This window comes from Argonema galeatum A003/A1 (assembly GCF_023333595.1).
Taxonomy (GTDB): Bacteria; Cyanobacteriota; Cyanobacteriia; order Cyanobacteriales; family Aerosakkonemataceae; genus Argonema; species Argonema galeatum.
Map to the genome: position 1 here is coordinate 119562 of NZ_JAIQZM010000003.1, position 18894 is coordinate 138455.

Below are 18894 nucleotides of genomic sequence, written 5' to 3' on the forward strand. Positions count from 1 at the left end.
GTCGTCCGTCAGCTAGGAATTTTTCGGAATCAACCTACCAGTGGGAGAAGTTGCTACAGGTTCTTCAGCAGCAATTTCTGCCACCGCAGCAGGAATTTCTTCGAGTGACTTAGTTTTAGCTTTATGGAAATCGGTGATGAGTTTTTCCATCATTTCTCCGCGCCGATCGTACAATCGTTTCAGTTGCCGAGGTTCGCACTGGTTCATCGCGTATGCAGTTATGATGGGTACAGCGATCGTACTATCTGTGTAACAAACGATCGTGCTGGGTAACTCTTCTGGATCTATTTTGCCCCAACTTACCGCTTCGCTAGGCGTTGCACCAGATAAACCACCCGTATCGGGACGTGCATCGGTAACTTGCACAAAATAATCGTGTCCCCGTTCTTCTAATCCCAATACTTCGTGCAGTTGTGGTTGTGTCTGCAAGAGGAAGTTTTTCGGACTACCGCCGCCAATAATTACTGCTGCACTTTTGCCTTCTGCACCAGATATACCAGATTCGCGGGCACAGTATGCGATCGCAGCTGTCTCGTTAACATCCAACGCTGGATCTAATACTAACTGGGAACCTTCCAATGCGATCGCCGCTACGTTCATCCCGATCGAACTATCCCCAGGCGAAGAGGTATAGATGGGAACACCGCATTCATAAGCTGTCGCTAGCAGAGAAGAATGTTTAATACCCAATTGCTTTTCCACTTCCCAGACATACTTACCCAGCAGATAGTGAAACTCTGCCGTTCCCATCCGCTTCTGGAACTCTTGTGCTTGCAGAATCTTGCGAATAAACGCATCGGTTTCCAGCAACACATCATAGCCAAAGGTAATATCGTAGATGCGAATAGTACCTTCTTCCCGCAGTTGTACATCATCAACAAACGGACTGCTGGAATAAAGATCGAAACCCAACCCGAAGTGCATATCGTGGTAAAGATTTGCACCCGTACTGATCATCCAGTCAATAAAGCCGTTGCGAATTAAGGGCGCGAAAGCAGCTACCCCCATCCCAGCAGGTGTCATCGCACCGGATAGGCTGACTCCCACCGTCACGCCTTCCTGGAATACCTCGCAACTCAGTAGGTGGCAGATTTCCCGCAGCCGAGCAGAGTTGTATGCGGTAAAATAATTATCGACCAAATCTACCACGCCAATTTCCTTCGGCATTGGGGCAGGTGCGATTTTACGACCGGACTTTTTTGACATTTTTGCACTCCTAAAAAATGTATGGCTAAGTAGGTGGGCGTAAATAAACTGAACTCCCAGAAACCCGGTTTCTCCAAGAAACCGGGTTTCTAAGGGCCTGGCAGTTTTACGTTTAATTATGACCACCTACTTAATACACCGGATCTAATGCTACCTATGTTTGGCAAAGTAGTCATTTGTTTTTCGGCACAAGTTTCGCGAAGGGATGGGAAATAAACTAACAACTAAGCGTTACCTTTAACTAATTTCTTTGATGACTCGCAGGTAACAATCGTATGCGCTTTTGCTAAAACAAACCAAGATTACCTGTTCAACAGAAGTGTTTTTTTCCAGGAAACTACCGATTTCGGTAACAGCGATTTTGGCGGCTCGTTCTAGGGGAAACGCATACACGCCTGTGCTGATAGCTGGAAAAGCGATCGCGCGAATGTTGTGTTGCTCTGCTAGCTCCAGACATCGACGATAACAACCAGCTAACAACTCATCTTCGCCATAACTGCCACCCTCCCAGACTGGGCCAACCGTATGGATTACCCATTTAGCTGGGAGTTTGTAGCCCTTAGTAATTTTAGCATCGCCTGTCTCGCAACCATTCAGTTTTTTACATTCTTGATACAATTCCGATCCGGCTGCACGGTGAATCGCGCCATCAACGCCGCCGCCACCGAGTAAGGAATTATTTGCAGCGTTGACGATCGCATCCACTTGTTGTTTGGTAATATCTCCTTCGATCACCCCAACTCTGTTAAGTATCATTTGAGATTTTCCCCTTCTGGATTGTAATTGCCATTGGTCATTAGTCAAAAGTTATTTTTTATTGGTGCTTTGTTAAAACCCAATGACCGATGACTAATGACTTATCGCATTATTAAACTCAAGCCAAACAGACTGAGAAAAACTGCTGAAGGTATAACCGCCAGCGCGAAAAACTTTGCCGTGGTCAAACCAAACCAATAATAGAGTAGCACTGAAAAACAGGCGATGCAGTAACTCTAGGCAAGCTAATTGCCAGTTCGATCGCTGCTGACGCATTTTCATCAACTGTTCAGATTGAAAACAAACGTGCTGAGTTTCATCGTACAAAATTTGCTGGCAAAGGTGATTTAATATAGGCGATCGCGTTGCATCTCCCAGTGCCTTATAATAAACTAAAGCCATCAATTCCGCTGTTAACAGGACTACAATCGCTAATTCCAGGTTGGCCAATTTTCGCAGCTTGCGGAATATTGTATCTGTCCAATGACGCCGTGCTAAAGGAATTTCCTGCTGTTTCATAAACCGACCCAAATCTGCGGCGTGTCGTTGCTCCTCAGCAATAAAAAGCTTTAAAGCTTCCACATAAACTGTATCTCCAGACACAGCAGCATAAACACGAGCCGCCTTCAATAAATTTGTACCTTCCGAGCTTTCCCCCAATTGAAAGCTGCTGATAGAATGGGAGATAGTTGCTTTTTCTGCATCGCTGAGGGGGTAGGAAGATTCCCACGGAATGGGTAGGAGGTTTTCCCGGTTGAAACGAAAGTGTTCTAACCATTCTACCGAGGTTTTGCTGTCCTCGCGCCTGCGTGTTACTGGGATATCTCCGCGTTTCGTGCTGTCAAGCAATTTATCGCTAAGAGAGTTCTGTCCTTTCTGCCCAAATGTCGTAGGGGTCACCATTGGGTTTATCATCTCCTGTTTTGGCAGTTGTGTATTACTACGTGCTGCAAATCAGGCTTTCCAGATCCTCTTTAACTCACATCATGCACCATTCTCAATCTTGGCTGAAGAAACCGGGTTTATAAACGAAAAATCAAGGGCTGTTGCCAGAAACCCAGTTTGTGACCCTAGTGCAAGATATGAGTTTAATCTACTTTTCGGATAGACTATAAATTGATGGCATCTTAAAAATGATTACCTCTCGACGCAAGCAATTTTCAGTTATGCCCAAGAAACCTCACTTGTGCAATATAGGTAACGATCGATCGTTTCAGCGACAGCCCGAAGAAAAATCCCACAGTTTTCGGGCAATTTTGGGGCGGCTGCACGCTGAAGGTATTTACATTCATTATGAGCAATTAGCAGAATTTTTACTAGCGCATGGACTACCTGTAGACTTGGACTATGTGCCAGCTCGTTTAAAGGAAAAAGCTACTATTGTGAATAAAAATTACCAAGGTGATATGGCTCTTGTGGGTGAACAGGAGGATGAGCAGTCTTGGGATTTTAGCGAGTTGTGGTGAGATAATTTATTTTATTTAGCCAAAATTGATGAAAAATACTAGCAATCTAAATGCAGACGAAACCGCAAACGCCAGCAACCTAACTGAGGAGGCGTCATCGTCGCTGACATCCGAACAGTACAAGCGGAAGATGCAGCGGCGCAAGGAAGTGCAGTCAGAACGTCTAGCGGAACGAACAAAAGAAAAAGGCTTAATAATTGTTCATACTGGCAACGGCAAGGGAAAAACTACTGCTGCTTTGGGGATGGTGTTGCGATCGCTAGGTCACGGCTATCGGGTGGCGATCGTACAATTTATCAAAGGAGCCTGGGAACCTGCCGAAAAAGCTGCCTTCGGTCGCTGGGACGACCTGCTAGAATTTCATGCTATGGGAGAAGGCTTCACCTGGGAAACTCAAGACAAAGAGCGAGATATACAGAAAGCGCAGCTCGCTTGGGATAAGGCGTTAACCTTTATCCGCAACCCTGAGTATAAACTGGTGCTTCTTGATGAAATTAATGTCGCCTTGAAGTTGGGATATTTGAGTGTCGAGGAAGTTGTCGCTGGACTGGAGCAAAAGCCCGCCCAGACTCATGTTATCCTTACCGGCAGAGGCGCACCAGCAGGTCTAATCGAAAAAGCGGACTTGGTAACTGAAATGACACTCATCAAGCATCCATTTCGCGAACAAGGCATTAAGGCTCAAGCGGGAATCGAGTATTAATTTTAGATTTTAGATTTTAGATTTCAAATTTTCAATTCAATCTCAAATCTAAAATCTAAAATCTGCAATTTAACGATAGTTAGCCTTACACATACTCAAAATGCGTTGGTCGTTGTCGCTAACCCTGGAAATTTGGTGATAGTTTTGCAGTTTTACGGATAAGGGAAAGGTAATCGCATCGAATCTATTGCCGCTAGCAGGGGAAGTATTACCTACGGCTACTGGTTGAAACTCTTGCCTTGGATCGGGGCTAGATTGTGCTATTTCGCTGTCAGAGTTGGCTAAAGTGACGTTCAGCTGCCGCGCCTGGAGGGTGCCTTGAAAGCAACTGAACTCTGATTGAGGCATATATAAGGCACCGATCGTGCGATCGCCTCGTACCTCAAACACAATATATTCTTGACCGATCTGTTCTGGCTGCGCGGACTGACCGTAGAGGTAAATACCATCAGAGATCTGTTTGACCGATCCGGTTGTTCTGCTGTTGGAACTGGCTACCTCAGATAGAGATGCTGACTTAGCCTCAATCACTTGATTTTGATGGGATGTAGCTGCATCTCCCGAAACGCTGGTCTGTATTGCGTTAGCGTTACCACTGGAGACACCCACCATCAGCATCAACCCAGCCAGCGGGATTTGCAAATAATTAGGCCGTTTACCGCACTGAAAAAAGGAATGAACTATAGTGTTTAACATTGCTGATTTCCCCTGATGTATTTAAATTGAAACTGAAATATTATTTAGTTCCAACTTAGCCCAAACTCTGGCGCTTTGAGTTCCCTCAACTGGCAGATTTTCTCTATTCCCAGAGATGGCTTTGTGGATTTGGGCTACAAAGATTTTTTCTGGCTTAGTGAGGGTTGACAATTGACCCCCATATTTCGCCCGATCCACCTTTACAGGTTTAGTTTTTATACGCAAACTCTTAACACTTCTCACAGTCACACTCTCACCTCTTTACTTTTAAGTGGATTCACTTACGAAAGTAAAGATTTCCAATTAACTTACAAATCTTTACAAATTTATTTTGACTTTAGGACTTACGCAATCGCCCCCCCTTTGCCCCTTGCCCCCTCCCCTCCAAATCTGGGGGGAACAGGACTAGGGCGTGTTTTCTTTCCCCGGAGATCCCCCCAAACCCCTTAAAAAGGGGGGAGAATGGGGCTCAAAGTCCCCCTTTTTAAGGGGGATTTAGGGGGATCTGAATTCTGATTGCAAAGAAAAAATTCGGGACGGGTAGCAAGGAATTGCCGCCCGTCCCGCGAGGTATTATTTAACTGAGGCTCAACTAGCCAGGTATTCCCGGACATTGGCTCGGTGACGGCGCAGTTGATCCAGAGCTTGACGTTCTAATTGGCGCACGCGCTCACGGCTGAGATTGAGCTGTTCGCCCACTTTGGCTAGGGAAAGTGCGTTACCATCCTGTAGACCGAAACGGAGGGTGAGAACTTGGCGCTGCTGAGGTGTAAGTTGCTCCAAGAGGTCATCGAGGTCTTGACGCAGCGACTCCTGGGTGATGTAATGCTCTGGAGATGGGCCATCATCTTCCAGGAGATCTGAGAGTTCTGTGTCTTGATTATCCCCGACTCGTACATCCAGAGAAACTGGCTGGCGAGCGATCGTCAGGTACTCGCGGATCTGGGCTGGTTCTAGTTCCAGGGACTTGGCAATTTCAGCTGGGGTAGCGCTGCGACCGAGTTGCTGGGCGAGTTCCCGTTGCACTTTCTTAATTTTGTTGAGCTTTTCGGTGATGTGGATGGGTAACCGAATCGCACGACCTTGCTGAGCGATCGCACGGGTGATCGCTTGGCGAATCCACCAGTAGGCGTAGGTGGAAAACTTGTAACCCCGCATCGGGTCAAATTTCTCCACACCGCGTTCTAAACCCAGGGTGCCTTCTTGGATCAAGTCTAAGAATTCCAGATTGCGCTTCTGGTACTTCTTAGCGATCGCCACCACTAGGCGCAGGTTCGCCTCGATCATCTTCTGCTTAGCTCGCTGTCCCCGCCGCAGCGCTTCGTTCAGAGCTTCTTCGCTCATGCTGACGCGATCTGCCCACTCTGTTTGAGTCGGTTCGCGGTTCAGACTGGCTGCTAAGGCATCCTTCGCTTCCAGCAGGGTCATCATTTGCTGCACCTGCTTCCCAAAAACGATTTCTTGCTCGCGGGTGAGCAGGGGCACTCGTCCAATCTCACGCAGATAGGTACGAACCATATCCGCTGTGAATTTAGCATTGGTATTATTGGTTTGGGTAGTAACAGTCGGCATGGCGCGTGGTAACTATGTAGACAAACAACGAACTGGTGACTGGAGCGAAAGGTCAGCGGAACCAGGAAACTTTCAATTCTAACAAAAGCTTAGCTGAACCATCTGGAAGAAATCCTCTTGCCATAGGTGTATAGCCTGCTTTTCGATCGCCAATCTTAACAACTTGAAGTCGGTATGAGTTTATTTATCTTCATTGTAGTACAGAAACGGTATGAAAAAACCGATTTCTTATGGGTTGATGGGGATGAGAGGGACGCTTTGGTGAGTGGCATTTTAATTAGCTATAATTGCTCTGGATGCAAGCAAAAAAAGCTATCAAAGATACCGTAGCCGAAAGATAGTTAAAAGTTTTATAGGCAAATATGAGACTTGCCCCTTCTAACCGTTTTGTAAGGCGTTACCCTTACTGGACGTACCACTACGCCCTGTATTCCCTCAAGCTTTTGCGTTGGGAAATGCTTTTCTCACAATGTTAGCGCTGCCATTCACGTCCGCATTAGTAAGTGTAAGCGAGTGCGAACTGCCAGCCTGTGCATGAGTACCTTGCCTAACAAGGAAACTAAGGCTTGGAAAGACGATCGCATTTAGTCTTCCCCCTTAAGAGGGATAATGGCAGAGGATGAAACTTTTATTCGCTGGCATAGCTGGGCAACCTCAAAGAAGTGGACTACTTAAACCAAAAATCCGATCTGGTTTAGCATTGGCAATGATAAACGTTTAGACGGGGATCGAGGGTCAAAGGTTCACCGCTATATTTAATATTCCCCAGATTTGCTCAAAAATTGCGCTGTAATTAGAAATCTTTTGTTTTTGATGGCACAAGGGATGATATCTAGTCCTATTTATAAGTATGGGCTAATCATCCCCTGACTGAAAAGCCCCAAGCGTATGAAATTACCGAACTTTTTGGGCGTAGTTTTCCACACAGGTACTTAGAGTAAGTGACAAAAGCAGCACTAAAAGCCTAGATCGGCTTTAGCGGCTTCAGCAGCTGCGAAAACTTCTCCATCAGACCTTTCTTCCCAGCAGGTATCGCCAATTTCTCGGTAGAAGGTTTCGTCGTAGGGACGGGTACGTATGACTACCGGCATGGGGACGGCGTGGCCCAAAATCAAAGCTTGTTGCTTAGAATCGAGCTTAGCCAGAACGGATCGGAGGCTACCACCACCGGAGACGCCAGTAAAAATGGCATCGATGTCCTTTTCGTCGTTGAGTAAGGCGGTGATGCGCGTGCCGATTTGGGACATAACTTCGTTATCGATTCCAGAGGGACGCTGATCCACGATCAAAAGCGTAACGAAGTACTTCCGCATTTCACGAGCTATTATACCAAAAATTGTACTTTGCACAATGCTCGGATCGAGAAATCTATGAGCTTCTTCGATCGTGATTACCAGCGGCTGGGGGCGATCGATCGGATTTTTGGTTTGCAAGAACAACTCTGCCTTGCGGACGTACTCTTTGTGGATGCGCCTGGTAATGACGTTGGTTACCAGCATATAGGAAAGCATATCAGATTGGGAACCAAATTCCACCACGACGTGCTTACCTGCTTCCAGGGATTGCAAAATTTGACTGACGTAATTGCGGGGACAGGTCGATCGCATATATTTAAGGTTTTCCAGACGCAGGAGTTTGCGCTGCAAAGCCATAATCGAACCCATGTGACCTTTCTTCTCCTCGCAAAACATCTTGATATCTTCGTTATTCATATTGAGCAACTGAAGAATCCAAGCGTTGCCAAACTCGCCCCGAAGGATGTTAGCGTTGTCTAGGCTGGCTTCGGAAAGACCTAATTCTTGTCCTACCAACTTAATATCTTCTACTTCAATTTGGTCGTAAGCCAGGTAAAGTTCTTGGGCGTCGCGCACACCCCGCCGCGTGGTGGATTGGGGGTCGAGGGTGTACATTTGCACTTGTCCTGGAAACAGCTGGCGCAAACCTTTGACAGTGTTGTAGTTTTTGCCTTCGGAAACAGCTTCCCAGCCATATTCCGAGTGCATATCAAAAATTAGGTTAACTGCTGCTTGCCTGCGGATGATACCAGATAACAGTACTCTGGTGAGAAAAGATTTACCAGTTCCAGATTTGCCAAATACGCCGTTGCTGCGTTCCACAAATCTGTCTAAATCGATACAGACGGGAACGTCCATATCCAAGGGTTGACCGATCGCAAAATTGCGTCGATGGGGGTCATCTTCCCAACCAAAGACGGTGCGAAAATCCCGTTCTGTGGCGTCGTATACTTGGCTGAAGTGGCTGGGAATAGTTTTGACAGGCCGCAATTCTAATTCTTCGCTGCTTTGGGCCTGAAATGATGCCAGTACTGCCTGACCCTCCGATGGTAGCTTGGGGGTTTTGCCGTTGGCAAGATATAAGCCTGGTGGTTCCGGTGTTGGGGTAAACATCAACATCGGGGCGAGTTCGATCGTCCCGTAAGTACCGCTTCCCGCCAGGACTTCGCGCAGGAAATCGTCCTCAGCTGCTGGTGGATTGGCGATAATCCGAGGGCTGGAGGTTCCCAGTTCTACATCGGTCAACAGACAGAAAAAGCGCGATCGCACGCCCTGCACCACCAAAAACTTGCCCACCCGCATATCTTCCACCGAAATATCCGGGTGCAGTCGTACTTGCAACCCTTCGCTGAGGGAACCTTCAATTACTGAACCTAATGGTTTACTTAAATCCATGTGGCGTTCATAGTTGATTGCTAATGCTTAAAAGCCTATCCGAAAAATCTGATTTTAAGTACATACCTGATGATAAAAATATTAGCAATTAGCTCTTAGATATTAACGCAAGTTCCTAATTATATCATGTCCAGTGGCATCGGTTGCCTAAAAAAATCCCCTCTTATCTGTGTTCATCTGTGTTCATCTGTCTTCATCTGTGGTAAAAATTGAACCACCGATGACAACAAACAATTTGACGATATCACTCTTACACTAACAATGCTACCGGACATGATATTATTTGAATTCGCTCTTGTTTGGAATGGGTAATGGGTACGTAGTTGCGCTTTAGCGCTAAAGCGCAACTACGTACCTAAGCTGCTACGCAACTTGCGTTATTAGCAAGACTAATCTATTTCGATCGAGGTGGGAGCTTTGGGATTGGTGGTTGTGGTTGGTGTGGGTTGTTTGCGATATTGGGCGTAGAGACGATCGCGCCAGTTAAAAAACGTCTCGTATGCTGCACTATCAGACAATCCTGGAACTCCTTTACCTTTTAGGTTTTCTGGAATTTCCAGATAGGGGCCATCGGGGAATTTGATGTACATACTCAAACCTGCGACGGCAAAATCTGCCAAAGTAGGGTAGTCTGCCACCAAATAGGGCCGATCGAGTAGTAGCAGACTGAGAGCTTCCAGGTCTTGTTTGAGGTCTTCTTGGGCTGATTTTACAACATCCGGGCCGAAGCCTATGCCCGAACCCAGTAGATTGAGAAAATCACCTGGCACTGCGCCCACCAGGAGTTTGACAAAATCGGGCGTTGTCGAGGGCAAAACGGAAGTGCGGAAGGTCTGACTTTGGCTAAGACCTGCAAACAACGCTTTACGAGCTTTAAGCCCGATCGACTCATCGGCCCACTCTTCTATTAATAAGCACAGTCCTCGCTGTTCGGGATTTACGGGAATAATGGGCTGTTCTGGGTATTTGCGATCGAGGTATTTTGCGATCGCCGTCGAATCTGCCACAATCTCCTGACCGTCTTTCAGCACCGGCACCTGTCGCTGACCCGACATTCTGTAAAGTTCTAATTGTCCAATTCCTGGCGTCACCTCTATTTTACGGTACGCCAACCCTTTATAATCCAATATCAGCCGCACTTTCTCAGCGTAGTGGGACATTTCAAACTGGTATAACTCCAGCATTTTTTCTCCTTGCTGCTTGTTTGGATAACGTTATCTGGCTCATTGTTAAAGAGTTTAGTCATACTTTAGTGATTTGTCATTAGCAAACCAAGAAATGACGAAGAAAAACTAATAACGCAAGTTACTAGTTATTAATTTTGAGGTATTTTTCGGGTTGCAGGGTGCTTCAGGCCCCCAAATCTTGCCAGATGATCGCTTATTTTATCGCTCTGACGCACCTACTGAATGTAAATAGCAACTTGAGTTAATAACTAAATTACATAAAAAGCCCCCTACTTTGTGTGGGGGGTTTTTGACGCCATGTTGAAGGCAACAGATATTTGAGGATTATGCACTTTGACGAGTTAATAAACCCCACAGGAAAATTAGAACCATAGCGCCGATGACAGCGAAAGCAATACTCGGAATTGACAGCGCTCCGTAGGCGGCTCCGCCACTCGTCCCCAAAAACAAATTGCCCAACCAGCCACCAACCATCGCGCCCAAGATTCCCAAACCCATTGTGGCAAAGATACCGCCACCTTGGTTACCTGGATATATGGCTTTAGCAATTGCTCCAGCAATCAGACCTAAAATAACCCAAGCTAAAATTCCCATTTCATTTTCTCCTTTGTTATTGGCTATTTTTGCTTTGTTATCTATACCTTATCAAGCTAACTCAAACGGCAACCTCTATCAGAGGGAATATCCATAGGGCATAGCTTTTAAGGCGATCGCTTGCCTTTTTTTAGGAGAATAGCATCTCTATCTTTTTATAGTTTCAGAATATATTTAGATTGCTGAAATACTTAGTGCTTCAAGTCGGGTCGGTTTCTACAGAGTCATCTATTTTATGACTTACGCTTTTCGCCCCCCCAGCCCCCCAAATCTGGGGGGAACCGGACTCTTCTCCCCCCAGATTTGGGGGGCTAGGGGGGCAAAACCTTGGTTAAAGCGTAAGTCCTGTATTTGATTAAGTAGAAAAACTTAGGCAACCATTTCTAGGGGCTTTTCCACGATCGCCTTTTCAGTTTTCAATTGCACGAAGTACACCCCAGAAACCCGGTTTCTTCAACAATACCTTCGCCAAATCGAAAAATGCCTTGATTCGTAGGTTGGGTTTCGCTTCACGAAACCCAACAAATACGTTGGGTTTCGCTTCACGAAACCCAACCTACTAAAAAATGGCGAAGGTATTGTTCAAGAAACCGGGTTTCTTTTTACCTCACTTATCTAAAAAGGGCTGTAAGTCAAGCCTTTGACATCACCCCATCGACAGATGAAATATATCTTTACAATCCTTAATAAATTAGCCATAAGTCAAGAGCTACCGTTCAAGTTAAATTTGGACGGAGTTTTTAATTTTTAATTAGTCATTCAACCCATTCTATCCTTAAAATTGAGTACATTTTGAGGTCGTGATAGATGCCTTTGACAAATAGGTGTTCGCGCAGGATGCCTTCAAATTTCATACCAACTTTTTCCATTACTTTGGCGGAAGGAATATTTTCAATTTTGCATCTGGCTTCAATGCGATTTAGATCCATAGTACGAAATCCAAAGGCAATGACTGTGCGAACCGCTTCAGTCATATATCCCTTTCCCCAATATTTCCTAGACAGAGCATAGCCAATCTCAGCGCGATCGTCGTCAACAATCCAATTAACGAATCCGCAAGTTCCAATTAGCTTATTATCTTCTTTATCTACGATTCCCCACGGTGCAATCTGATGGTTGTTGTAGTCTTTGATAACGGAAATAAGGAAGTGTTTGCTCTCTTCCATTGATTCATGCACTGACCAGGTGGTGTACTTGCAAACCAATGGATCGGAGGCGTACTCAAAAATATCTTTTTTATCATATAAATGGAGTTTTCGCAATAGAAGTCTGTCAGTTTCTAAAATTGGTATATCGCTAAATATGTCTTCGATTTCCACGGTTATTTTCCTTTGTTAAGGCTGTGTTTAAATTTTACCAGTGTGCTGTGCTTGCGATCGCACTTTGCAGAAAACATACGCTTCCACTTGTGCTACAGCAAAAAATGAGGTAATGTAAAAATATACAGCTTCACGTAAAAATTATCCAAACCCAGCTAATTTTGTGAATAGAAAGCATCTCCAAGACATAGCTCGCCTTAGACTGAAAGAAGCAAAAGTGCTGCTGGATAACGGACATTACGACGGAGCGTACTATCTTTGCGGGTATGCAATAGAATGCGCCTTAAAAGCTTGCATTGCTAAAAAAACGAATAAGTATGACTTCCCAGACAAGAAGACTGTTCTGGACAGCTATACCCACGATTTTAAGAAGCTTGCTCAAGTGGCTGAAATTTCCTCATTTATAGCACAGGAAAGTAACAGCGATCCACTTTTTGCGGCTAATTGGGCAATTGTTGTACAATGGTCAGAAGAAAGTCGTTACCAAAGATGGACTGAGGCGTATGCTCGTGATATTTACAATGCAGCTAGTAATAAAAAACATGGAGTTTGGCAATGGATAAAGCAATTTTGGTAGAAAAAGATATAGAAGAAGGACGAAAAGTGATAGAGGCTCTCAAAGAAAATGGCTTCCCAGTAAATTCGGCCTTCTGGCTTTACAAATCTGAACCAGATGAATGGCGGCTGACATTCGCATCACCTCTGATTGACGAACAAGGGCCATTTAAAGCTTACAGCTTTGTTCAAAAAGTATTGTCAAAGTTTTCACCTCCATTGGGAATAGCTGTCGCGGAAACTACAGTCCTCAGCGATAAGGATGAATTGGTGGAAGGATTGCGGCGTATGGACAAACAAACTCCTGGCATATTACCGAATATGAGAATGAGGAGAAGCTCGATCAATAAGAGATACGTGGATGATATTTATATCTACTATGCTACGCCATAGGTAATGGTGCGATCGCGCCTCTATAATTGCACCAGTTGCATAACCCACCCGGTGCGAGATGTTGCTGACGCTGTGTGCGATCGTTAAAAATGAGGAAAAATCCCTATCTAGCTGCCTCAGCAGCGTCAAGGGTGTCGTAGATGAGATAGTAGTGGTGGATACCGGCTCGACTGACAGGACGCCTGAAATTGCCAGGGAGTTTGGCGCGGGGGTTTATCATTTTGAATGGTGTAATGATTTCGCAGCTGCCAGAAATGAGTCGCTAAAATACGTGCAGGGGGAGTGGGTGCTGGTTTTGGATGCGGATGAGGTGCTGACGCCGGAAATTGTGCCGCAGCTGAAACAAGCTATTCTCCAGGCAGACAATCTTGTTGTAAACTTAGTACGGGAAGAGGTAGGCGCGACAGGATCGCCGTATTCTCTGGTTTCGCGGTTGTTTCGCAATCACCCGGCAGTTCGCTTTTCTCGCCCTTATCATGAGATGGTGGATGATAGCGTTGTGGAACTTTTGCAGCGCGAATCTCAGTGGCAGGTGGGTTATTTGTCGGATGTGGCGATTTTACACTACGGTTATCAACCAGAAGCGATCGCATCCAAACACAAATTCCAAAAAGCACAGGCTGCAATGGAAGGTTATCTGGCAAACCACCCAAATGACGTATATGTATGCAGTAAGCTGGGAGCATTATACGTCCAATCGGGTGACATTGCACGCGGTGTGCAACTCCTGAAACGCGGTTTAGACTCAGGATTGGTGGATGATTTGGTGCTGTACGAACTTCACTACCACTTGGGGATTGCTTACGATCGTTTGCAACAGCTAACCTTGGCTAAATACCATTATCAAGCTGCTACCCAGTTGCCTATTTTACCTAAGCTAAAGTTAGCTGCTTACAATAATTTGGGTAATGTGCTGAAGGATAATTCTAAGCTTCAGGCGGCGAAAACGGTATATGAAACTGCCTTGCAGATTGAGCCAAGTTTTGCCGTGGGTTACTACAATTTGGGGATGACGTTGAAGGTGTTGGGGCGTTTGGAGGATGCGATCGCATCTTACCAAAAAGCAATTGACTTGAATCCCGATTATGCCGACGCTTACCAAAACTTGGGGGTTGCGCTGCTGAAAGTAGGCTATGTACCGGAAAGTTTGTCAGCGTTTAAAAGAGCGATCGCACTTCACGAACAGCAGAATCCATCAGAAGCACAAAGACTCCGCCAAGGTTTGCGGGAAATGGGCTTTAATGTTTGACTTATACTTGGTGGTATCACCAGAGCAAGTTTTTATCTCATTCTGGCGACCATTACCAATAAGTTGAGAATACAAATCGAGTTTTTCTTCAAAAAACAATCGCTTAATGTATTATCCACTCTGCATCAGAAACCAAACATATACCCCCAAACCTTTTGAGGATGGGTCTTATGGCTTCCACCAATTGATGAACTTCTTTTTCCGCACAGGTAGTCATCACATAAACATTGCTGAGTACGGACATCTCGATATCATCGTCTGCCATTCCTCTGCCACCTTTGCCGATCACATTCCGGATCACGCTATAGCCAGAAACGCCAAGCTTATCCAAAATTTCTAGAACTTTTCCCAGTTCTAATGAAGTTGTGATGATTTCTATTTTTTTTATTTTTTCCACAATTTCAAACTCCCAACAATTTGATTATTTGCAAATACAAAGGAATCCCCACTATTATATTAAATGGGAAGGTAATTGCTAAAGCCATAGAAACGTACAAACTTGGATTTGCTTGCGGAACTGTCATCCGCATAGCGGCTGGCACCGCAATGTAAGAAGCACTGGCACACAATACAGCAAACAAAAGTGCATTTCCCTGCGAAATACCTATTAGTTTCGCTATCAGTATCCCGATCACCGCGTTCAAAACGGGAATCAATATAGCAAACCCTATTAGAAAAGAACCTGTTTTTTTCAGATCTTTGATTCTTTTAGCAGCAACCAGTCCCATGTCTAGTAAAAAGAAGGTGAGGAATCCGTAAAATATTCCTTGGGTAAATGGTTCCAACATCTTCCACCCTCTCTCACCCGTTAGAATACCTATCAATAGGCTGCCAACTAAGAGAAATACCGAACCATTCAGAAAAGCTTCTTTCAGAACTTCAGACCAAGAAAAGTCACCATTTTTCGGATCTTTGGCGAAGATCCTCACTAGAATAATCCCAATAATGATTGCCGGAGATTCCATCAGTGCCAAAGCTGCTACCATATATCCGCCGAAGGGAATTGGTGTGGGTTGGTGTTCCAAAAAAGAACTAGCGGTGATAAAGGTGACGGCGCTTATAGACCCATAGGTTGCTGCAATAGCTGCCGCATTGAAAGAGTCTAGTTTTTGTTTGAGAATGAAGAAAGTGTAGATGGGTATGGCAGAAGCCATGAAGATAGCTGCCAATAAAGTCAGAATAATTTCTGGATTAATTCCACTCTCTTCAATTTCGTATCCTCCCTTGAAACCTATAGCAAGTAGAAGATAAAGAGAGAATAGTTTTGGCAATGGTTGCGGAATTTCTAGATCCGACTTTAAAAAAACTGCCATCATCCCCAGAAAGAAAAAAAGGACTGGCGGATTCAGGATGTTGGACAAGAGCAAACTTATATCCATATAGACACCTCCAGAAATTTGGGGAAATAAAAAAGTCAAGAAATTTTCATCTGTACTGCACTTCTACAATTCAAGATAAAGCATTATAAGTATATATAAGGATTGGATGTCAATAGTCTGTCAATAATATGAAGTTAGTGTGTCATCAATCACAGGTTAAAGTTTTTTCGATCGGTATAAAACTTGCTCCAGAGGACTTCATTCCTGACTACGAACTGTGCGATCGCGCTCTTGTAGGATAAGATAACCAAAATAGGATATATTAAGATATTTGAAGCGATCGCATAGCCCAATCCCTATCTCTAATCGGAATTATCCAGATGCCATATATTGCAGGCATTTTCATTTACCCCTTTAAGTCGCTGGATGCAGTCGCAGTGACTCAGGCAACCGTTCTAGCTAGTGGCGCTCTAGAGGGCGATCGCGAATTTGCTATATTTGACGCACAAGGTCGATTTGTGAATGGCAAGCGCAACGCCAAAGTTCATTTATTGCGATCGACATGGGATGCCACAGCGAAAGCCATCTCCCTGCAAATCCAAGGAACAGAAGAAAAACAAACATTTCATTTAGAAACAGAACTTACCGAACTAGAAGCTTGGTTAAGCGACTATTTCGGCTTTACCGTCCAACTGGCTAGGAACTCGCTTTTGGGTTTTCCAGACGATCCCATTGCGTCGGGGCCAACCGTCATCAGCACCGCCACCCTGGAAACAGTCGCATCCTGGTTTCCCGGAATCAGCGTCGATGAGATGCGGCTACGTCTACGAGCTAACATCGAGATTGGTGGCGTCCCACCATTTTGGGAAGACCAACTATTTGCCAATGCCGAAGAGGTGGTTCGGTTTCAAGTCGGAGAAGTAATGCTGGAGGGGATTAATCCTTGCCAACGCTGCATTGTGCCGACAAGGAACCCCCTCAGTGGAGAAACTTATCCCAACTTCCAAAAAGTCTTTTCCTCTAAGCGGCAAGAAACTTTGCCATCTTGGGTAAATTTATCGCGCTTCAATCATTTTTATCGCCTGAGCGTTAATACGAAAGTGTCTGCATCTTCAGCGGGAAAAGTTTTACATATCCAAGATGAAGTGGGGGAAATTTCAGATTTTAGATTTAAAATTGATGAACTGTAGCCCAGAAACCCGGTTTCTTCGAGAAACCGGGTTTCTGTGTACCTCACTCACCTGACAAGGGCTGTAAAACAAATTTGAAATCTAAATTCTCAAATCTAAAATTCTTATAAAGATATTACTCGTGAATGTTGAAAATGCTGGTTCTATGGGTGTAGTAAACTCGGATGGGTCGCTCAATACCTTTAAAACGGTATTCTCCCATATCATCTAAACCTATGCGTTGGGACGGTCGCAGCAAATTATAAGTTGTTTCGCTCACCACACATTTACCGACTGGACAAATTGCTTCCATGCGGGATGCCAAATTAATAGTCGGGCCTAATACCGTATAATCAACCCTTTGAGAACTGCCTACATCTCCAACCACAGCTTTACCGCTGTTGATAGCAATCCGCAATTGCAGCGGTTCGCTCAATAGTTTATTGGCATTGAGATTATCTAGGCGATCGAGCATTCCTTTGGCAGCAACAAAAGCTCGCTCCGCATGATCTGGCTGAGGTTCGGGTGCCCCAAAAAAAGCCATAATACAATCCCCAATAAACTTATCGAGCGTTCCACCTGCGGCAAAAATTTCCTGCAACATCTCCTCGAAAAAACTATTAAGTAATTCCGCAATTTGGCCGGGAGTTAAACGTTCTGAAAGAGCGGTGAAGCCAACAATATCAGCAAATAGAATACTGATTTCACTTTCTTTAGGAGATAGACGACCATCTGCCAAAGTTCCTCCCATCATCATCTGTTGCACTACAGCAGGAGAGTGATAGCGCTCTAGTCTGTGCCGAATTGTTTCTTCGTTTCTGAGTTTGCGTGTGAGGAGCCAACGTTGCACGCTGGAAGCCAGTAGGTTTGCTAACGTCGAAAAAAAGCTGATATCTTCTTCACTTTCTTGAATCGAATCTTTAAAAGAATTGCCAAAAGAAATGTGACCATCGGCATAAAGAACGCCCACAACCTGATTTTCATCCCAGAGAGGAACGGCCATGATGCTATGAATGCCTTTGTCTATAATACTCTGTTCGCTATCAAATCGTTCGTCTTGCTGGGCATCAGCCGTTTGAATCGCCACCTTCTCGGCAAATACTTTTTGACAAACACTGCGGCTAATCCAATTTACATCAGCCATCAAATTTTGATGTTCGTAAATGTCTCTGGCGGCACCATTGAGCAATTCAAGCTTCCCACAACCATTAATATCTATTAACAAAGCTAAACGCTCAATACCTTTAAGGTAACGAAAAACGACTGTCTGTGCAGCTTGGAAAATAGCCTCTATAGATTCAGCCGAATTAAGACCTTTGGCTATATCTAAGAGGTCTTTGAGACGAGAAATGGCTATGACTGGGCGGCTAAATTCGTCATCTTCATCATCAGCTTGTATCCAGTGTTGTTGTAAGTCTTGAACATTACGAAAAATGGTCATTCCTACAACCTGGGTTTCCATATCCGTGTTATTGTTTGTTTGAAGGGAGTCGTCTCCAAAGAGTGCGCTCAGATAAATACTCCCTAGTTGAATTACGTCGCCGTGATTCAATATTTGAGGAGATGTAGCAAATTTTCCATTCACTACCGTACCGTTTTTGCTACCCATATCTTCAACGAACCACACTCCGTCAGATGATTTAAAAAGGCGGGCGTGGTATCGAGAAATACCAAAGTAAGGCAAGTGCCAATCGCAGTCTAGGGAACGACCTAGAGTAAAGGTATCCCTATTAACTGTGACTGTTTTTTCTATATGTTGTTCAATGTATAGGTGCAGTTTAAGCTCAACCATTAATTCCACCTTAACTGTCTTGATGGTCAAAATATTTTGAATAGAAGCCCTGACGATATTTAATCAATTGGCCCGTGGTAGGCGATCGCGCGTTTTAGTGGCTTGAGCGTCTACTTAGTACCACCATAACCACAGCGAGCGTAAAATTGGTAGCCAAAACATGGTTCCAAAGAAGAAACAGGCCAAAACCTCCTTTCATCGTAATTCAGGGGGAGTGGGGGAGTGGGA

Annotated in this window: 19 protein-coding genes; 6 read left to right on the plus strand and 13 right to left on the minus strand. The window is 44.8% G+C overall.

The genetic code is table 11. From position 1 onward, the window contains the following. Nucleotides 1-12: 12 nt before the first annotated feature. The 3 genes from LAY41_RS05325 to LAY41_RS05335 form a co-directional block, all read right to left on the minus strand. A complete protein-coding gene (locus LAY41_RS05325; protein ID WP_249094935.1) occupies nucleotides 13-1206 on the minus strand; it encodes a homospermidine biosynthesis protein in 1194 nt (397 codons plus the stop codon). 237 nt (nucleotides 1207-1443) lie between these two features. Continuing rightward, a complete protein-coding gene (locus LAY41_RS05330; RefSeq protein ID WP_249094937.1) occupies nucleotides 1444-1962 on the minus strand; it encodes an O-acetyl-ADP-ribose deacetylase in 519 nt (172 codons plus the stop codon). Nucleotides 1963-2055: 93 nt separating this feature from the next. Continuing rightward, entirely contained in the window at nucleotides 2056-2865 is an 810-nt protein-coding gene (locus LAY41_RS05335; protein WP_249094940.1) for a ferritin-like domain-containing protein, read from the minus strand. A gap of 263 nt (nucleotides 2866-3128) precedes the next feature. On the opposite strand from LAY41_RS05335, the gene LAY41_RS05340 reads away from it, so the two are divergent. Then, a complete protein-coding gene (locus LAY41_RS05340; RefSeq protein WP_249094942.1) occupies nucleotides 3129-3428 on the plus strand; it encodes a hypothetical protein in 300 nt (99 codons plus the stop codon). Between the two features lie 28 nt (nucleotides 3429-3456). Further along, a complete protein-coding gene (gene cobO / locus LAY41_RS05345; RefSeq protein WP_249094944.1) occupies nucleotides 3457-4131 on the plus strand; it encodes a cob(I)yrinic acid a,c-diamide adenosyltransferase in 675 nt (224 codons plus the stop codon). A 69-nt stretch (nucleotides 4132-4200) separates the two neighbouring features. On the opposite strand, the gene LAY41_RS05350 is transcribed toward cobO, so the two are convergent. The 7 genes from LAY41_RS05350 to LAY41_RS05380 form a co-directional block, all read right to left on the minus strand. Then, nucleotides 4201-4827 carry a hypothetical protein gene (locus LAY41_RS05350; protein ID WP_249094947.1) on the minus strand — a complete coding sequence of 209 codons (627 nt, stop codon included), beginning with the start codon at nucleotides 4825-4827 and terminating at the stop codon, nucleotides 4201-4203. A 21-nt stretch (nucleotides 4828-4848) separates the two neighbouring features. Further along, nucleotides 4849-5076, minus strand: coding sequence for a hypothetical protein (locus LAY41_RS05355; RefSeq protein WP_249094949.1), 228 nt, complete (start codon nucleotides 5074-5076; stop codon nucleotides 4849-4851). A gap of 339 nt (nucleotides 5077-5415) precedes the next feature. Beyond that, entirely contained in the window at nucleotides 5416-6399 is a 984-nt protein-coding gene (locus LAY41_RS05360) for an RNA polymerase sigma factor, RpoD/SigA family (protein WP_249094951.1), read from the minus strand. 956 nt (nucleotides 6400-7355) lie between these two features. Further along, nucleotides 7356-9089: a helicase HerA domain-containing protein gene (locus LAY41_RS05365; protein ID WP_249094953.1), complete on the minus strand. Its 1734-nt coding sequence runs from the start codon at nucleotides 9087-9089 to the stop codon at nucleotides 7356-7358. Between the two features lie 389 nt (nucleotides 9090-9478). Then, the gene (locus tag LAY41_RS05370; protein WP_249094955.1) at nucleotides 9479-10273 is read right to left on the minus strand and encodes a glutathione S-transferase family protein; all 795 of its coding nucleotides are present in this window, start codon (nucleotides 10271-10273) and stop codon (nucleotides 9479-9481) included. A 327-nt stretch (nucleotides 10274-10600) separates the two neighbouring features. Further along, nucleotides 10601-10870 carry a GlsB/YeaQ/YmgE family stress response membrane protein gene (locus LAY41_RS05375; RefSeq protein WP_249065435.1) on the minus strand — a complete coding sequence of 90 codons (270 nt, stop codon included), beginning with the start codon at nucleotides 10868-10870 and terminating at the stop codon, nucleotides 10601-10603. Nucleotides 10871-11625: 755 nt separating this feature from the next. Further along, entirely contained in the window at nucleotides 11626-12189 is a 564-nt protein-coding gene (locus LAY41_RS05380; RefSeq protein ID WP_249094959.1) for a GNAT family N-acetyltransferase, read from the minus strand. Nucleotides 12190-12352: 163 nt separating this feature from the next. Between LAY41_RS05380 and LAY41_RS05385 the strand changes: the two genes are divergently transcribed. Genes LAY41_RS05385 through LAY41_RS05395 form a run of 3 tightly spaced genes read left to right on the plus strand, consistent with a single transcriptional unit; the run spans nucleotide 12353 to nucleotide 14386 of the window. Then, complete coding sequence (locus tag LAY41_RS05385; protein ID WP_249094961.1) at nucleotides 12353-12766, plus strand: HEPN domain-containing protein; 414 nt, start codon at nucleotides 12353-12355, stop codon at nucleotides 12764-12766. Next, nucleotides 12745-13137 carry a hypothetical protein gene (locus LAY41_RS05390; protein ID WP_249094963.1) on the plus strand — a complete coding sequence of 131 codons (393 nt, stop codon included), beginning with the start codon at nucleotides 12745-12747 and terminating at the stop codon, nucleotides 13135-13137. The genes LAY41_RS05385 and LAY41_RS05390 overlap by 22 nt, the downstream gene beginning before the upstream one ends. A gap of 58 nt (nucleotides 13138-13195) precedes the next feature. Beyond that, nucleotides 13196-14386: a glycosyltransferase gene (locus LAY41_RS05395; protein ID WP_249094966.1), complete on the plus strand. Its 1191-nt coding sequence runs from the start codon at nucleotides 13196-13198 to the stop codon at nucleotides 14384-14386. 103 nt (nucleotides 14387-14489) lie between these two features. Here the strand turns inward: LAY41_RS05395 and LAY41_RS05400 are convergent, their stop codons facing one another. Next, a complete protein-coding gene (locus tag LAY41_RS05400; protein ID WP_249094968.1) occupies nucleotides 14490-14783 on the minus strand; it encodes a P-II family nitrogen regulator in 294 nt (97 codons plus the stop codon). A 4-nt stretch (nucleotides 14784-14787) separates the two neighbouring features. Next, entirely contained in the window at nucleotides 14788-15765 is a 978-nt protein-coding gene (locus LAY41_RS05405) for a sodium-dependent bicarbonate transport family permease (protein ID WP_249094970.1), read from the minus strand. A 320-nt stretch (nucleotides 15766-16085) separates the two neighbouring features. On the opposite strand from LAY41_RS05405, the gene LAY41_RS05410 reads away from it, so the two are divergent. Then, the gene (locus LAY41_RS05410; RefSeq protein WP_249094972.1) at nucleotides 16086-16895 is read left to right on the plus strand and encodes an MOSC domain-containing protein; all 810 of its coding nucleotides are present in this window, start codon (nucleotides 16086-16088) and stop codon (nucleotides 16893-16895) included. A gap of 115 nt (nucleotides 16896-17010) precedes the next feature. Here the strand turns inward: LAY41_RS05410 and LAY41_RS05415 are convergent, their stop codons facing one another. Further along, on the minus strand, nucleotides 17011-18696 hold the full coding sequence (locus LAY41_RS05415) for an adenylate/guanylate cyclase domain-containing protein (RefSeq protein ID WP_338022936.1): 1686 nt from the start codon (nucleotides 18694-18696) through the stop codon (nucleotides 17011-17013). Nucleotides 18697-18894 lie beyond the last annotated feature (198 nt).

What these genes read in the sequence shown, in the direction of transcription:
- LAY41_RS05325 (WP_249094935.1), bottom strand. Translation starts at nt 1,206, where the DNA reads ATGTCAAAAAAGTCCGGTCGTAAAATCGCACCTGCCCCAATGCCGAAG.
- LAY41_RS05330 (WP_249094937.1), bottom strand. Translation starts at nt 1,962, where the DNA reads ATGATACTTAACAGAGTTGGGGTGATCGAAGGAGATATTACCAAACAA.
- LAY41_RS05335 (WP_249094940.1), bottom strand. Translation starts at nt 2,865, where the DNA reads ATGGTGACCCCTACGACATTTGGGCAGAAAGGACAGAACTCTCTTAGC.
- LAY41_RS05340 (WP_249094942.1), top strand. Translation starts at nt 3,129, where the DNA reads ATGCCCAAGAAACCTCACTTGTGCAATATAGGTAACGATCGATCGTTT.
- cobO (WP_249094944.1), top strand. Translation starts at nt 3,457, where the DNA reads ATGAAAAATACTAGCAATCTAAATGCAGACGAAACCGCAAACGCCAGC.
- LAY41_RS05350 (WP_249094947.1), bottom strand. Translation starts at nt 4,827, where the DNA reads ATGTTAAACACTATAGTTCATTCCTTTTTTCAGTGCGGTAAACGGCCT.
- LAY41_RS05360 (WP_249094951.1), bottom strand. Translation starts at nt 6,399, where the DNA reads ATGCCGACTGTTACTACCCAAACCAATAATACCAATGCTAAATTCACA.
- LAY41_RS05365 (WP_249094953.1), bottom strand. Translation starts at nt 9,089, where the DNA reads ATGGATTTAAGTAAACCATTAGGTTCAGTAATTGAAGGTTCCCTCAGC.
- LAY41_RS05370 (WP_249094955.1), bottom strand. Translation starts at nt 10,273, where the DNA reads ATGCTGGAGTTATACCAGTTTGAAATGTCCCACTACGCTGAGAAAGTG.
- LAY41_RS05375 (WP_249065435.1), bottom strand. Translation starts at nt 10,870, where the DNA reads ATGGGAATTTTAGCTTGGGTTATTTTAGGTCTGATTGCTGGAGCAATT.
- LAY41_RS05390 (WP_249094963.1), top strand. Translation starts at nt 12,745, where the DNA reads ATGGATAAAGCAATTTTGGTAGAAAAAGATATAGAAGAAGGACGAAAA.
- LAY41_RS05395 (WP_249094966.1), top strand. Translation starts at nt 13,196, where the DNA reads ATGTTGCTGACGCTGTGTGCGATCGTTAAAAATGAGGAAAAATCCCTA.
- LAY41_RS05405 (WP_249094970.1), bottom strand. Translation starts at nt 15,765, where the DNA reads ATGGATATAAGTTTGCTCTTGTCCAACATCCTGAATCCGCCAGTCCTT.
- LAY41_RS05410 (WP_249094972.1), top strand. Translation starts at nt 16,086, where the DNA reads ATGCCATATATTGCAGGCATTTTCATTTACCCCTTTAAGTCGCTGGAT.